The organism is Luteibacter sp. RCC_6_2 (assembly GCF_041360655.1).
Lineage (GTDB): Bacteria > Pseudomonadota > Gammaproteobacteria > Xanthomonadales > Rhodanobacteraceae > Luteibacter.
The window spans coordinates 137,261-151,549 of sequence record NZ_JBFUPQ010000012.1 but is presented as its reverse complement, the minus strand read 5'-3'; the positions used below and the strand labels follow the sequence as shown (position 1 = coordinate 151,549).

9 protein-coding genes and 1 riboswitch are annotated in these 14,289 nt (G+C 66.4%); of the genes, 5 read left to right on the top strand and 4 right to left on the bottom strand.

Annotated elements, in window-relative coordinates:
- Positions 1–36 precede the first annotated feature (36 nt).
- Positions 37–281, bottom strand: a riboswitch (cobalamin riboswitch).
- 244 nt (positions 282–525) lie between these two features.
- Positions 526–3,537 (top strand): carboxypeptidase regulatory-like domain-containing protein, encoded by a 3,012-nt coding sequence (locus AB6730_RS14370; RefSeq protein ID WP_371024290.1) that lies wholly within the window; start codon positions 526–528, stop codon positions 3,535–3,537.
- 371 nt (positions 3,538–3,908) lie between these two features.
- Here the strand turns inward: AB6730_RS14370 and nagA are convergent, their stop codons facing one another.
- The 3 genes from nagA to AB6730_RS14355 all read right to left on the bottom strand — a co-directional run bounded on the left by nagA (position 3,909) and on the right by AB6730_RS14355 (position 6,926).
- Positions 3,909–5,054 carry an N-acetylglucosamine-6-phosphate deacetylase gene (gene nagA, locus AB6730_RS14365; RefSeq protein WP_371024289.1) on the bottom strand — a complete coding sequence of 382 codons (1,146 nt, stop codon included), beginning with the start codon at positions 5,052–5,054 and terminating at the stop codon, positions 3,909–3,911.
- A gap of 68 nt (positions 5,055–5,122) precedes the next feature.
- Positions 5,123–6,157, bottom strand: coding sequence for an SIS domain-containing protein (locus AB6730_RS14360; RefSeq protein WP_371024288.1), 1,035 nt, complete (start codon positions 6,155–6,157; stop codon positions 5,123–5,125).
- 16 nt (positions 6,158–6,173) lie between these two features.
- A complete protein-coding gene (locus tag AB6730_RS14355) occupies positions 6,174–6,926 on the bottom strand; it encodes a GntR family transcriptional regulator (protein WP_371024287.1) in 753 nt (250 codons plus the stop codon).
- 238 nt (positions 6,927–7,164) lie between these two features.
- On the opposite strand from AB6730_RS14355, the gene zwf reads away from it, so the two are divergent.
- From zwf to eda, 4 genes are all read left to right on the top strand, one after another.
- The gene (gene zwf / locus AB6730_RS14350) at positions 7,165–8,637 is read left to right on the top strand and encodes a glucose-6-phosphate dehydrogenase (RefSeq protein ID WP_371024286.1); all 1,473 of its coding nucleotides are present in this window, start codon (positions 7,165–7,167) and stop codon (positions 8,635–8,637) included.
- Entirely contained in the window at positions 8,634–9,335 is a 702-nt protein-coding gene (gene pgl, locus AB6730_RS14345; RefSeq protein WP_371024285.1) for a 6-phosphogluconolactonase, read from the top strand. The genes zwf and pgl overlap by 4 nt, the downstream gene beginning before the upstream one ends.
- Before the next feature lie 67 nt (positions 9,336–9,402).
- On the top strand, positions 9,403–11,214 hold the full coding sequence (gene edd / locus AB6730_RS14340; protein ID WP_371024284.1) for a phosphogluconate dehydratase: 1,812 nt from the start codon (positions 9,403–9,405) through the stop codon (positions 11,212–11,214).
- A gap of 19 nt (positions 11,215–11,233) precedes the next feature.
- Positions 11,234–11,884, top strand: a complete 651-nt coding sequence (eda, locus tag AB6730_RS14335) for a bifunctional 4-hydroxy-2-oxoglutarate aldolase/2-dehydro-3-deoxy-phosphogluconate aldolase (protein WP_371024283.1) — start codon at positions 11,234–11,236, stop codon at positions 11,882–11,884.
- 7 nt (positions 11,885–11,891) lie between these two features.
- Here eda and AB6730_RS14330 read toward each other — a convergent pair whose 3' ends face one another.
- On the bottom strand, positions 11,892–14,234 hold the full coding sequence (locus AB6730_RS14330; protein ID WP_371024282.1) for a membrane-bound PQQ-dependent dehydrogenase, glucose/quinate/shikimate family: 2,343 nt from the start codon (positions 14,232–14,234) through the stop codon (positions 11,892–11,894).
- Positions 14,235–14,289: the final 55 nt, after the last annotated feature.

The following is a 14,289-nucleotide window of genomic DNA, read 5'->3' as shown; positions in this document are numbered from 1 at the left end:
TCCGCGAATCGACCGAAACAGGGACGCCCGCCACAGGGGGCGGGACGTTCATCGGGCCGGTCTCCGGACTCGCGCCAGCCACCCATGGGGTGGCGGAACCGGTGCCTTCCCGCTTGCGCAGTGGCGTGGGCCGGTTCCATGAGAAAGGTCTGACGACCTGCCCCGATGGACGCTTACCGTTGCGGGGGCAGTGCCGGCCTTGCCACGACGTGGTGCACCGGCTTCCCGTTTCATCCTCTCCGGCCTTGGCCGGTCGGGACACCCGAACCGGCCGATGGTACCGGGCGGGCTCCGAACTGTCACGGATACTTAACGGAATTCTTAACATGCACTTGACGTGCGCAAAATAATTCGATTACAACCGCAACCGATAGCCGTCGGGCGCAATTACTTGCGCACGGGGAGCATGAGCAGCCAGGCCGCATCCCGGGGGGGATGGGTACCGGAGGCCCATGAGACGGCGTCAAACGAGCTCGGCCACCTCTTGTGGCCGGCTTACTTTGCTGTTTATCGGGGAGACAAGACATGCAACGTTCCACCAAGCGTACCGGCGTACTGCGCCGATCGACCCTTTGCACCGCGCTCGCCCTCTGCTTCGCCAGCGGCGCCGTGCTCGCCCAGTCCAATGCTTCCGGTGTCGTCTTCGGCCGCGTCGCGCAGCCTGAAGGCGCCGTCGTCCACCTGCAGAACCTGGATACCGGCCTGACCCGCGATGTCGGCGTCGATGCCGATGGCCGCTACCGCGCCAGTTCGCTGCCGGTCGGTCGCTACAAGGTCACCGTGGAACGCGGCGGCCAGACCGTCGAGACCCGCAACGACGTGCAGGTCGCGCTCGGCGGCGGCGTGGATGTGTCCTTCGCCGGCTCCGCCACGACGACCGAGGCGCAGAACCTCGAAGGGGTGCAGGTCACGGGCAACGCGTTGCCGGCCATCGACGTGTCGTCGGTGGACTCCCGTACCGTACTGACCTCACAACAGTTGCAGAAAATTCCCCTGGCGCGCGACGTTACCGCTGCGGCGCTGCTCGCGCCGGGCGTCGTCGCCGGCGATGCGCGTTACGGCAACGTCGCTTCGTTCGGTGGCGCTTCCGCCTCCGAAAACCAGTACTACATTAACGGTTACTCGGTCACCAACGCATTGACCGGCCTCGGCTTCACCAGTCTTCCGTTCGACGCGATCGACCAGCAGCAGATCTACACCGGTGGTTACGGCGCGGAATACGGCCGTTCGACGGGTGGCGTGATCAACATCGTGACCAAGCGCGGTGGTAACGAGTGGAAAGGCGGCGTCGGTCTGTACGTGACGCCGCAAGGCCTGCGTCAGACCCCGCGCAGCATCTATCGCGAAGACGGCACGCTCTGGCAGGACCGCAAGCGCAACAAGAGCACCGATGTGCAGTACACGGGCTATGTGAGCGGTCCGCTGATCAAGGACAAGTTGTTCCTGTTCGCAGCAGGCGACTTCACCCGTTCCGATAGCCGCAACACCAGCAGCATCACCGCTCCGCAGCGCACCTATCAGGAGTCGAAGGCGACCAAGTGGCTCGCCAAGGTCGACTGGAACATCACCGATAACCATCTGCTCGAAATCACTGGCCTCGGCGACAAGAGCAATGTCGAGCGCAGTGTCTACGCGTATGACTACAATGTCGGCGCGCGTGGTGGCTACATCGGTACCGACAACCTCAAGAATTTCGACGCCGCCGCGGGTTCGGCGCCGGGTGGCGACGTCTACATCGGCAAGTACACGGGCTACATCACCGACGATCTGACCATCAACGCCTTGTACGGTCATACCAAGACGGTGCACGAACGTAATCTCAATTACGCGAGCAACCCGAATTGCCCGTGGATTCTCGATAACCGCGGCCTCTCCGAGCGCATTACCGGTTGCGGTCTCGTCAACGGCACGGTCCTTGGCGAGGGCGCCAAGGACAAGACGCACGGTTGGCGCCTCGATGTCGAATACGTCATCGGCGATCACGATCTCCGCGCGGGCGTCGACAACCAGACCTTGGAATCGTTCTCCGGCAACATCTACGAAGGTGGCTACCGCTGGATCTATGGCCCGGCTGGCGATATTCCCAGCCGCGGTATCGTCGCGCCGCCGGGCGTGGACTACTTCGCACAGAAGCGCCTGTTCCAGACCGGTGCCAACGTCAAGGTGGAGCAGGAAGCGCAGTTTATCGAAGACAAGTGGCAGATCAGCGACCGCTGGCTCGCATCCATCGGCCTGCGCAACGAGCAGTTCAAGAACATCAACGGTGACGGCGCCACGTACGTGAAGCAACGCCACCAGTTGGCTCCGCGTCTGGGCGTGACCTGGGACGTCTTTGGCGATTCCACGTTCAAGCTCTATGCCAACGCAGGTCGCTACCACCTGGCCATTCCGTCCAACGTGGCGATTCGCGGTGCCTCGGCGTCGACGTACTATTCGGAGTACTACACCTACACGGGTGTCGCCGCGAACGGCGAGCCGACCGGCCTTCAGCCGATCGGGACCCGCGCCTATCTCAATGGCGAGGACGGTACGCCACTCAACCCGAAGACCATCGCGTCGCAGGGTATCGACGCTTATTACCAGGACGAGTACATCCTGGGTTTCGACAAGGCCATCAACGCCGACTGGAGCTTCGGCGCCAAGGCGACGATGCGCAAGTTGAAGAGCTCGATCGACGACTTCTGCGATTCGCGTCCGTTCGAGAAGTACGCCGCCCGCAATGGCATCGACCTGACGAACGCTTCGATTCCCGGCTGCTATCTGTTCAACCCAGGCAAGTCGAATACGTTCCTCGTCGACATCGACAGCCAGGGCACGCTGGTGCCATTCAACCTGACCAAGGATGACTTCACATCGCCTGCCGGCGTTGCCTTCCCGGAACTCAAGCGCAAATACTATTCGCTGGAGCTTTACCTCGAGCATCAACTTGCCAACGATTGGTACGCGCGCGTCGACTACACCTTCTCGCGTAGCTACGGCAACTCGGAAGGTCAGCTGAAGTCGGACATCGGCCAGCTCGATCCGTCGGTGACGCAGGACTGGGACGCTCCGGAAATCATGCAGTACTCGAACGGCCCACTGCCGAACGACCGCACCCATCAGCTGAAGGCGTACGGCTATTGGCAGGCGTCTCCCGAATGGCTGATCGGCGCGAATCTCGCGATGGCCACCGGCCGTCCGAAGAACTGCCTCGGCCAGGACCCGGTGGATGCGATCCAGTACGGCGCGTCGTACTTCGAGTGCGGTTTCCAGCCGGCGCCACGCGGTTCGAAGGGTCGCCTGCCGTGGACCTGGAGCCTGGATCTCAACGCCGAGTACCGCCCGATGTGGGCTGGCGAGAAGCAGCCGCTGGCTTTCACCGCGGCCGTATTCAACCTAGCGGGCAAGCAGCGCACCGTTGCCCAGATCGACACCGGCGAACTCGATACGGTCGACGGCAACGGCTTGCCCGAAGTAAACCCGGATTATCGTCGTCCGGTGGCTTACCAAGCGCCGCGCTACTTCCGCTTCGGTGTGCGTTACGACTTCTCGCTCTAAGTAGCGGGAACAGCAGCGCGCCCGGGCAACGTATCCGGGCGCGCGACGAGATCTCCCTGGAACTGGCCGGCGCGGAGCGCCGGCCTTTTTTGTTGTCCGTCGCGCGAGCCAAATACCTCACCTAGGTGGGAAGCGGGCTAGCGCTAGCCGGCTTCCCACCCGGGTGAGGGAGGTTTGCAGGACGCCTATGGCGAATGCGAGGCGAAGACGAGCCGTGCACGAGACTGGCCCGCTGCCGCGGGATCGCCGACAAGTCGGCTCCCACCAGGTCTCCTCATCCTGCGACCCAGTCAGCTCATCTTGATAGCGGCGGGTTTCGCTGTTGTGGGAGCCGCTTCAGCGGCGATGGGTGCTTGCCTGGGCTGGCGCCGTCAACCGAAGACCTTCGTGCCGCCGATCCATGTTTCCGCGACGTGGTAGCTCTCGTCCATGACGACGAAGTCGGCGCGGTAGCCGGCGGCGATGTGGCCGTGGCTGGCGCCGAGGCCGAGGAAGTCGGCGGGATACGTGGAGGCCATGCGGGCGGCTTCGTCGTAGGCGACACCGACCATGCCGATCGTGTTGCGCACCGCCGTCGCCATGTCGAGCGCGGAACCGGCGAGCGTGCCGTCGGCCGTCTGGCAGACGCCGTCGCGCACGGTGATGGTTTCGCCCTTCAGCACGAAGCTGGGATTGTCGGAGCCGACCGGTGGCATCGCATCGGTCACCAGCATCATCTTTTCGCGCGCTTTCGCGGCGATGGCGACGCGTAGCGAGGCCGGATGCACGTGGTGGCCGTCGACGATCAGGCCGCACCAGCTGGCCGGGTCTTCCAGCGCGGCGCCGACCACGCCGGGTTCGCGGCTGGTGAACGGTGTCATCGCATTGAACAGGTGAGTGAAGCCGCGCACGCCCTTGGCGAGGGCGCCGCGCGTGGTCTCGTAGTCGGCGGCGGTGTGGCCGGCGGCGACGATCACGCCGTGGGAAACCAGTTGTTCGAGTACCGCGTCCGATGCGCGTTCCGGCGCGAGGGTGAGCAGGGTGACGCCGCCATGGCGGCGCGCGACCATTGCGATATCGTCGGCGCCGGCGATGCGGAACTTGGCCGCGTCGTGCACGCCCTTGCGCTCGGGTGCGATGAACGGGCCTTCGAGGTGGATGCCGAGCACGCCGGGAACGCCCTGCTCCACGGCGGCGTTCACGGCGTCGATGGCCTTCGCCATCACCTCGGCGTCGTCGCTGATGAGCGTCGGCAGGAAACCGGTGGTGCCGAACTTCGCGTGCGCTTCGCCGATCGTGCGAATGGTTTCCACCGTGGGCGCGTCGTTGAACAGCGCGCCACCGCCGCCGTTGACCTGGCAATCGATGAAGCCGGGCAGCAGCGTGCGGCCGCCGAGGTCGTGACGCTCCGCGGCGCGCACGCGCGGATCGGACGGCAACGCCAATCCCGTGATGGTGCCGCCGTCGACCAGCACGGCGAAGCCGCCCTGGAATCCGTTATCGGTGAGTACGCGGCCGTTGACGAGGGCGATGGTCATGCGGGTGTTCCTTTATCCGAAACTTTTTCTATGGAAAGCGGTGGCTGGCCCGAAGGCCGGTTTCGACGTCAGACCGTTTCCGTCACCTTGTTCAGGTGCGGCGGGACATCGGGATTGAAACCGCGCTTCAGGGAAAGCGCCGCCGTGGCCCGGTAGAAGCTCTGCACGGCCAGCAGCGGTGCGCTGATCGGTGCGGACGCCACCAGTGGCAGCACGCCCTCGCCGGCCGCACCCGGCGCGGCGATCCAGACCTTGGCATCGCGTTTGCGGAATTCGGCGGCGACGTCGAGCACGCCGGGCAGCGTGTCGTCGTTCTGGGCGAAGAACAACACCGGGAAGTCCGGACCCACGAGCGCCATCGGGCCGTGCTTCACTTCGGCCGAACTGAAGGCCTCGGCATGCAGGCCACAGGTTTCCTTGAACTTCAGCGCTGCTTCGAGCGCGCCGGCGAAACCGAAGCCGCGACCGACCACGAAGAGGTTGTGCGCGTCGACCAGGCCGTCGGTGAGTGCGGACCAGTCCGCGTCCCAGCCCTCGCGCAGCTGGGCGGGAAGCGCGGTGAGCGCATCGCCGATGGCGGCGCTTCCACTCCAGCGCGCGGCGATGTGAAGGATCGCGAACAACGCGCCGAGGTAGCTCTTCGTCGCGGCGACGCTCTTTTCCGGGCCTGCATGGAGGGGCACGACCACGTCGGCGACGGCGGCGAGCGGCGAGTCCACCACGTTGACCAGGGCCACCACGTAGGCACCGGCCTTCTTCGCCGCCTCGGCGTTGCGGACCAGGTCCGGGCTCTTTCCCGACTGGGAAACGGCGACATAGAGCGCGCCGTCCAGGTGCTGCGTGGCGTGGTAGATGGACGTCACCGACGGCGAGGCCGACGCGGTGACGACGCCGAGCTGGGTCTCGAACACATACTTGGCGTACATCGCCGCGTGGTCGGAGCTGCCGCGCGCGCAGGTGATCACCATGCGTGGCGGGTTCGCGCGCAGGCGCTCGGCGAGCGCACCGATCACCGCTTCGTTGTGGGCCAGTTGCCGCTCGACGACCTCGGCGGTCTCGTGCGCTTCGCGGAACATCAGGGTGTCTTGCGGCTGGATCGTCATGGCGTGATTGGGCTCTTCAGTCGCTTTGCAGTTCCGCGACGAAATCGTAGATATCGCCGCGGTACCAGGAACAGGTGAATTCGACGATGCGGCCATCTTCGAGGAAGCTGCGCCGCTCGATGTTGAGACCGGCGCTGCCGGCACCGAGGCGGAGCAGGCGGGTCTGCGCGGGTCCGAGTACCACGGCGCGGAGGCGTTGCAGCGCGCGCAGCGGACGGTTGCCGAGCTTGTCGAGCGCCTCGTAGAGCGAATCCTCCACGAGGTGCGGATCGGGCAGGAGGTCCAGCGGCACCGCGCTGCGTTCGATCGCCAGGGGTTCGTCACCCGCGTAGCGCAGGCGATGCAGGCGTACCACGAGCGTGCCCGGCGACAGGTTCATCGCCATGGCCTCCTCGGGCGTGACCTCGCCGATGCCGCGCTCGAAAAACTCGGAGCGGGGATTGAGGCCACGGGCGCGCAGGTCTTCCGTGAAGCTGGTCATCCGCGACAGCGGCTTCACGATGCGCTCGGAAACGAAGGTGCCCGCGCCATGGCGCTGGGTGAGCAGGCCGTCCTCGACCAGGCCGCCGATCGCCTTGCGCACGGTGACCCGCGACAGGGTGAGGGCCCTGGCGAGGTCGCGTTCGCTGGGCAGGGCGTGCCCTACCTGGACCTCGCCTTTCTCGATCACGTTGCGGATCGCCCGCCGCAGGCGCATGTACGCCAGCGGCTGCCGGGTAGCCGGGTCGTGTTGCAGGCGCTGGTATTCGGCGACGAGGGCACTTTCCATTCGCCGAAGATACCAATCCACGACCACTGCGGCAAGAGCATGCAAGCCGGAGCGTACCAGTCGGCCGTTCAAACAGTCGTTTGCACGATCCAAATAGGGCTAACAAACGTTTTCAGGGCGTTATCGCGCCGTGAAGGGTGACGAAACGTCGCGGCGAGTGGTACGGGGCTGGTACGTCCTGGTATGTCACTGGTACGATCCGGAGGCATCCCAACGATCCTTCAAAGAGGCCTCTGTCGTGAGCGCTCCCCTCCTGCCGATCGAACCGTTCGATCTGGTCATTTTCGGCGGCACCGGCGATCTCGCCGTCCGCAAGTTGTTGCCTGCCATGTACCACCGCTTCGCGGACGGGCAGATCCAGGCGAAGAGCCGCATCATCGGCGTGGCCCGCGAAGGCCTGGACGACGCCGCGTACCGCGAGCAGGTGCGTGCCGCGGTCGAGAAGAGCGTGTCGCATATCGTGCCCGCCCAACTCGACGCCTTCATCCAGATGATCGGCTACCGCTCGCTCGACGCGCGCAAGGCCGACGGCTGGGACGATTTCGCCAGCCTCATGGCGGCGGAACCCAGCCACATCCGCGTGTTCTACCTGTCGACCTCGCCGGACATCTTCACCGATATCTGCCAGCGCCTGGGCTCGCTCGGGCTCAACGGCGAACGTTCGCGCGTGGTGCTGGAAAAGCCGATCGGCCGCGACCTCGACAGCGCCAACGCGATCAACGACGCCGTGGCGCGGGTCTTCGGCGAATCGCAGACCTATCGCATCGACCATTACCTCGGTAAGGAAACGGTGCAGAACCTGTTGGCGTTGCGCTTCGGCAACGCCCTGTTCGAGCCGCTGTGGAACGCCCAGCACATCGACCACGTGCAGATCACCGTGGCCGAGACGGTCGGCGTCGGCCATCGCGCCGGCTACTACGACCGGGCCGGCGCACTGCGTGACATGGTCCAGAACCACATCCTGCAGCTCCTGTGCATGCTCGCCATGGAGCCGCCGTCGTCGCTGGCGCCCGATGCCGTGCGCGACGAGAAACTGAAGGTGCTGCGTTCGCTGCGTCCGATCGACGCCCGCAATGCGGCACAGCTCACCGTGCGCGGCCAGTACCGCGCCGGTGCGGCCGAAGGCCAAGGCGTCCCGGGCTATCTCGACGAGCTCGGCAGCGACCAGTCGAAGACCGAAACCTTCGTCGCCCTCAAGGCGGAGATCGGTAACTGGCGCTGGGCCGGCGTGCCGTTCTATCTGCGCACCGGCAAGCGCCTTCCCAACCGGGTTTCGGAGATCGTGGTGACGTTCCGCGCGTTGCCGCATTCCATCTTCGATCCCACCAGTGGCCCGCTGTTGCCCAACCGCCTCACGCTGCGCCTGCAGCCGGACGAAGGCGTGAAGCTGTGGCTGACCATCAAGCATCCGGGTCCGGGTGGCTTGCGCCTGCGCCACGTGCCGCTCGACATGAGCTTCGCGGCCGCCTTCGGCGTGCAGCAGCCCGACGCGTACGAACGGCTCATCCTCGATGTCGTGCGTGGCAACCCGACCCTGTTCATGCGCCGCGACGAAGTCGAGGCGGCATGGAAGTGGGCCGGCCCCATCCTCGACGCGTGGGAGGCCAGCGGCGACACGCCGAAGCCGTATACCGCGGGCACCTGGGGTCCGAGCGCCGCCGTGGCGCTCATCGAACGCGATGGCCGCACCTGGGCCGAGGACGCCGCATGAACGCAAAAGTGAACCGACACGAATTCGCCGATCGCCTCACGCTCGCCGACAAGCTGGCCCGCGACGTGGCCTCGAAACTCGATGCAGCGATCAAGGCACGTGGCAAGGCCACGATCGCCGTCTCCGGCGGTGGCACGCCGAAGGTGATGTTCGCCGTGCTCGCCGAGCAGGAGATCGACTGGTCCAGGGTCACCGTCACGCTCGTCGACGAACGCTGGGTCGACACCGACAGCGATCGTTCGAATGCGCGCATGGTCTCCAGCACGTTGCTTACCCACGAGGCGCACGTCGCGACCTTCCTGCCGCTGTTCGACCGCGCGCACAAGGACGACGTGGACGCGGCGCTCGCCGATGTCGGCAAGCGCATCGACGCGTTGGGCTCGCCGTTCGACGTGGTGTTGCTCGGCATGGGGCCGGACGGCCATACCGCGTCGTTCTTCCCGAACGGCGATCATCTCGCCGAGGCGCTCGACCTCGACGGCAAGCAGCCGGTGTTGTCGATGCGTGCCGGGGGAGCGGGCGAACCGCGCATCACGCTCAGCCTGCCGCGCGTACTCGATACGCGCGCGCTGTACCTGCACATCGAAGGCGACGACAAGAAAGCACTGCTCGGCAAGGCCCTGGCCGGCGAGGATTTTCCGATCGCCGCCGTGCTGAAGCAGGACCGCGTGCCGGTCGACGTCTACTGGGCACCGTAAGCAACCCGCCAGGTCGCGGAACCGTACGCGATACGCACGGCTCCGCGACCAAGCCTCAGGAAACGCCATGAGCATTCACCCAACCCTCGCCGAGGTGACCCGGCGAATCGTCGAGCGTAGTCGCGGCTCGCGCGCGGCTTATCTGGCCAAGATCGACGCCGCGCGCGGCAAGGGCGCGAAACGCCATCACTTGTCGTGCGGCAACCTCGCGCACGGCTTCGCCGCCTGCGCGGAGACCGACAAGGATGCGCTGCGCAACGGCCACGCGGCGAACATCGCCATCGTCACGTCGTACAACGATATGCTCTCGGCGCACCAGCCGTACGAGCGCTATCCCGAACTCATCCGCCAGACGGCCCGTTCGCTCGGCGCCACCGCGCAGGTCGCCGGCGGTGTGCCGGCGATGTGCGACGGCGTGACCCAGGGCCGTCCCGGCATGGAGCTGTCGCTGTTCTCGCGCGACCTCATCGCCATGGCCACGGCGGTTTCGCTGTCGCACGACATGTACGAGGGCGCGCTGTACCTGGGCATCTGCGACAAGATCGTGCCCGGCATGCTGATCGGCGCGCTGAGCTTCGGCCATCTCGCCGGTGCCTTCGTGCCTTCGGGCCCGATGCCCTCGGGCATCCCGAACGAGGAGAAGTCGAAGGTGCGCCAGGCGTTCGCCGCCGGCAAGGCCACGCGCGCCGAACTGCTCGAGGCCGAGGCGCGCTCATACCACGGTTCGGGTACGTGCACCTTCTACGGCACCGCCAACTCCAACCAGATGCTGATGGAGATCATGGGCCTGCACCTGCCCGGATCGAGCTTCGAGGCACCGGACACGCCGTTGCGCGATGCGCTCACCCAGGCCACCGTGGAACGCGTGCTGGCCATCGACACGCTGGGTGACCAGTACCTGCCGTTGGGCCGCATCGTCGACGAACGTGCCATCGTCAATGGCGTGGTCGGGCTGCACGCCACGGGAGGTTCCACCAACCACCTCCTGCATCTCGTCGCCATCGCGCGCGCGGCCGGCGTGGAGTTGCGCTGGGACGATTTCGACGCGCTCTCGGCCGTGGTGCCCTTGCTGGCCCGCGTGTATCCCAACGGCTACGCGGACGTGAACCACTTCCACGAAGCCGGCGGCATGGGCTTCCTGATCGACCAGTTGCTCGACGCGGGCCTGCTGCACGACGACGTGAACACGATCATGGGTCGCGGCCTGCATCACTATCGCACCACGCCCGTGCTCGAGGATGGCACGCTCGTGTGGAAGCCGGTGTCGAAGGAGAGCGGCAATCGTGGCGTGCTTCGTTCCATCACCGAACCGTTCCGCCACGATGGTGGCCTGCGCATGCTCGACGGCAACATCGGCCGTGGCGTGATCAAGGTGTCCTCGGTGCCGGATGACCGCATGGTCGTCGAGGCGCCGGCGATCGTGTTCGACGAGCAGGACGACGTGAAGGCGGCCTTCGACCGTGGCGATCTCAATCGCGACTTCGTCGCGGTGGTGCGATTCCAGGGACCGCGTGCGCGCGGCATGCCCGAGCTGCACAAGCTCACGCCGACGCTGAGCCTGTTGCAGGACCGCGGTTACCGCGTGGCCCTGGTCACCGATGGCCGTATGTCCGGCGCGTCCGGCCGCGTGCCGGCGGCGATCCACGTCACGCCGGAAGCCGAGGCGGGCGGACCCATCGCACGCATCCGCACGGGTGACCTCGTCCGCGTCGACGCCGTCACTGGCACGCTCCAGGTGCTGGTCGATGCCGACGAGTGGAACGGCCGCGTGCCCGATCATGTCGACCTCGCCATGCATCACACCGGCATGGGCCGCGAACTCTTCGCCATGTTCCGCCAGTCGGCCGTCACGGCCGACCTGGGCGCGGGCGTCTTTTGATTTACCGGAGCAGTACCTGATGAGCAACGAAGCGAAGCAGAAACTCGTCGAAGCCACGTTGCGCCTCGCGCCGGTGGTTCCCGTGGTGATCATCGACGACGCCTCGAAGGCCGTCGGCATGGCGCGCGCCCTGGTCGCGGGTGGCGTCCCCGCCATCGAGGTGACGCTGCGCACGCCCGCCGCGCTGGACGCGGTGCGCGCGATCGCCGCCGAAGTGGAAGGCGCCTTCGTCGGTGTCGGCACGGTGCTCACCGCGCGCGACCTCGAGAATGCCTACAAGGCGGGTGCGAAGTTCGCGGTATCGCCGGGCAGCGCACCACGCTTGCTCGATGCGGCGGACGATTCGGAACTGCCCCTGCTGCCGGGTGCGGCGACATCCAGCGAGGCGATGGAACTGCTCGAACGCGGCTACCGCTTCCAGAAGTTCTTCCCGGCGGTGCCGGCTGGCGGCGCGAAGCTGATCGGTGCCTGGGCCAGCCCGCTGCCGCAGATACGCTTTTGCCCGACGGGCGGCATCAGCCTCGCCAATGCCGCGGAGTTCCTGTCCCTGCCCAACGTGGTCTGCGTCGGCGGTTCCTGGCTCACTCCCGCCGACAAGCTCGCGGCGTCGGACTGGGCGGGTATCGAAGCCCTCGCACGCGAGGCGGCGACGCTGGCGCGGAAGGGCTGAGAGCCAGTCACCGTCGGGGTAGCGCGAAGGCCTGCACCGAGTCGCCGCTGCGCGTCCTCAGGCCACCGTGCCCACCCGCGGCGATGACGACGTACTGGCGACCGTCCTCGCCGATGTAAGTGATCGGCGTCGCCTGTCCGCCCGCGTCCAGGCGGCCCTTCCAGAGTTCCTTGCCCGACGTGACGTCGAAGGCACGAAGGTAGTCGTCGGCGGTCGCGCCCATGAAGATCACGCCGCCGGCGGTGACGATGTTGCCGCCCATGGTGTAGATACCGGTCGGCAGCGGCGCGTTCGTGTGCAGGCCGAGCACGTTCATGTCGCGCGTCGTGCCCACCGGTTCCTCCCACGCGATCTTGCGGCTGACGAGATCGATCGCGACCAGCTTGCCCCACGGTGGCGCGGCGCACGGTGCGTCCAGAAACGACAGCCACGGATTGACCACGGTGACGAAGGGAAGCCCGTACTGCGGGCCCACCGCGAATTCCTTCGGTTTCGGATACGGTTGTCCGCTTCCCCATCCCGCCCATGGCTTCATCAGGCCCTGGCGCAGCGCATCGTCGTGCGCGAGCGTTTCCATGACGAAGGGGATGTAGCTGGTGTTGGCGATGAGCAGGTGCCGGGTGGGGTCCACCGACGCCCCGAACCAGTCGACGACGCCGTCGAACGCGGGATAGGCGATCGACTTGCCCAGGGCGGGCGGCGTGTACTGGCCCTGGTAACGCGAGCGCTTGAACTCCAGCCGGCACATGAGGTGGTCGACGGGTGTCGCACCCCATGCATCGCTTTCTTTCAGGTCCGGCGGCGTGAGCGAGGGGAAGCCCGTCGAATACGGTTGCGTGGGCGACAGATGCTCGCCGTCGAGATGCGGATCGGTCGGAACGCGTCGTTCCTCCACCCCGGCGATGGGCTTGCCCGTTCGCCGGTCGAGCACGAACAGCTGGCCGAGCTTGGTGGTCTGCACCAGCGCGGGCACCGGGCCCCGGTCGCCCGGCAAGTCCACCAGGGTGGGCCCGATCGGCAGGTCGTAGTCCCAGACGTCGTGATGCACGGTCTGGAAATGCCAGCGCTCCTGACCCGTCTCGATGTCCAGCGCCACGAGGCTGCTGGAATAGGCATCGTCGAAGGGGCGCCGCTTGCCGCCGTAGTAATCGGGCGTGGCGTTTCCGAGCGGCAGGTATACGAGGCCAAGGGCGGGGTCGGCGGTATAGGTTCCCCAGGCGTTCGGCGTGCCACGGGTATACGTTTCACCGGGCGCCAGCGGCGCGGTCGGTGACGGTTTGCCCAGATCCCATGCCCATGCCAGCTCGCCCGTGCGCGGATCGTAGGCGCGCACGACGCCTGAAGGCTCGCCCGTGCTCTGGTTGTCGTAGATCCAGCCGCCCAGGAGCAGCCGGTCCTTGACCACCAGCGGTTGCGAGGTGATGAAATGAAAGCCCGGTGGCACCTCGCCGAGCTTGTCCGTCAGCGAGACGTATCCGCCCCGGCCGAACGCATCGCATAGCTTGCCGGTGTCCGCATCCAGGGCGAAGAGGCGCGCATCCGCGGTGGTCGACAACACGCGTGCATGGCAGGCACCGGTGTCGCCGGTTTCGTACAAGGCCACGCCGCGGCAGGCGAGGTATTCGTTCGCGCGGGTGTCCGTCTTCGGATCGAAACGCCACACCTCCTTGCCCGTCGTGGCATCCAGCGCGATGACCTGTCGATGCGGGGTGCAGAGGTAGAGGCGGTTGCCACGCTTGACCGGCGTCGCCTCGAAGTTGAACTCACGTCCGTCCTTGTCCTCGCCTTCGCGCAGGACGTCGCTCGCGTGGTACGTCCATGCCGGTTGAAGCGTGTCGGCATTCGCGGGTGTGATCTGCTTGGCGGGCGAGAAACGTTGCCCGGCCGGCGTGCGACCGTAGTAGATCCAGTCGTTGTCGTTGTCGGTCGTGGCCGTGGCTGCCGCGACCGGCTGGTATCGCACCGTGCGCTCGTGGGTGATCCGGAAGCCGAGCCCGAAGATCGTTATCAGTAGCAGCAGGGAAATCATCGCCGTCGTCGCACTGACGCTTCGGCGGACGGCGCCGGCCGCGCCCACCCACGCCAGGGCTAGTCCCAGGAAGGCGAACACGAGCAGGCGCGGCATCCATTGCCAGCCGTCCAGGCCGACGTCGTGATACGTCCAGAGCGCGGTCGCAACCAGGAACAGGCAGTAGACGAGCAGGCCCGCCGATGGACGGCGCAGGAACACCACGGCGCTGGCCAGAAGCAGGCATCCGGCCGGCGCGTAATAAAAACTGCCACCGCTGGCCGCCAGCCACGTACCGAGGACGATATAGACGAGGCCGAGCATCCCGGTCACCGAGGACACGATCCAAGCCGCCCATCGTCTGCGCCGCATCACCTTGCCTCGCCTGAAAAGGCGT

Bases quoted from the DNA above. Each gene is read 5' to 3' on its own strand.
- pgl (WP_371024285.1), top strand. From the start codon at position 8,634: ATGAACGCAAAAGTGAACCGACACGAATTCGCCGATCGCCTCACGCTC.
- edd (WP_371024284.1), top strand. From the start codon at position 9,403: ATGAGCATTCACCCAACCCTCGCCGAGGTGACCCGGCGAATCGTCGAG.
- AB6730_RS14355 (WP_371024287.1), bottom strand. From the start codon at position 6,926: ATGGAAAGTGCCCTCGTCGCCGAATACCAGCGCCTGCAACACGACCCG.
- AB6730_RS14370 (WP_371024290.1), top strand. From the start codon at position 526: ATGCAACGTTCCACCAAGCGTACCGGCGTACTGCGCCGATCGACCCTT.
- AB6730_RS14360 (WP_371024288.1), bottom strand. From the start codon at position 6,157: ATGACGATCCAGCCGCAAGACACCCTGATGTTCCGCGAAGCGCACGAG.
- eda (WP_371024283.1), top strand. From the start codon at position 11,234: ATGAGCAACGAAGCGAAGCAGAAACTCGTCGAAGCCACGTTGCGCCTC.
- nagA (WP_371024289.1), bottom strand. From the start codon at position 5,054: ATGACCATCGCCCTCGTCAACGGCCGCGTACTCACCGATAACGGATTC.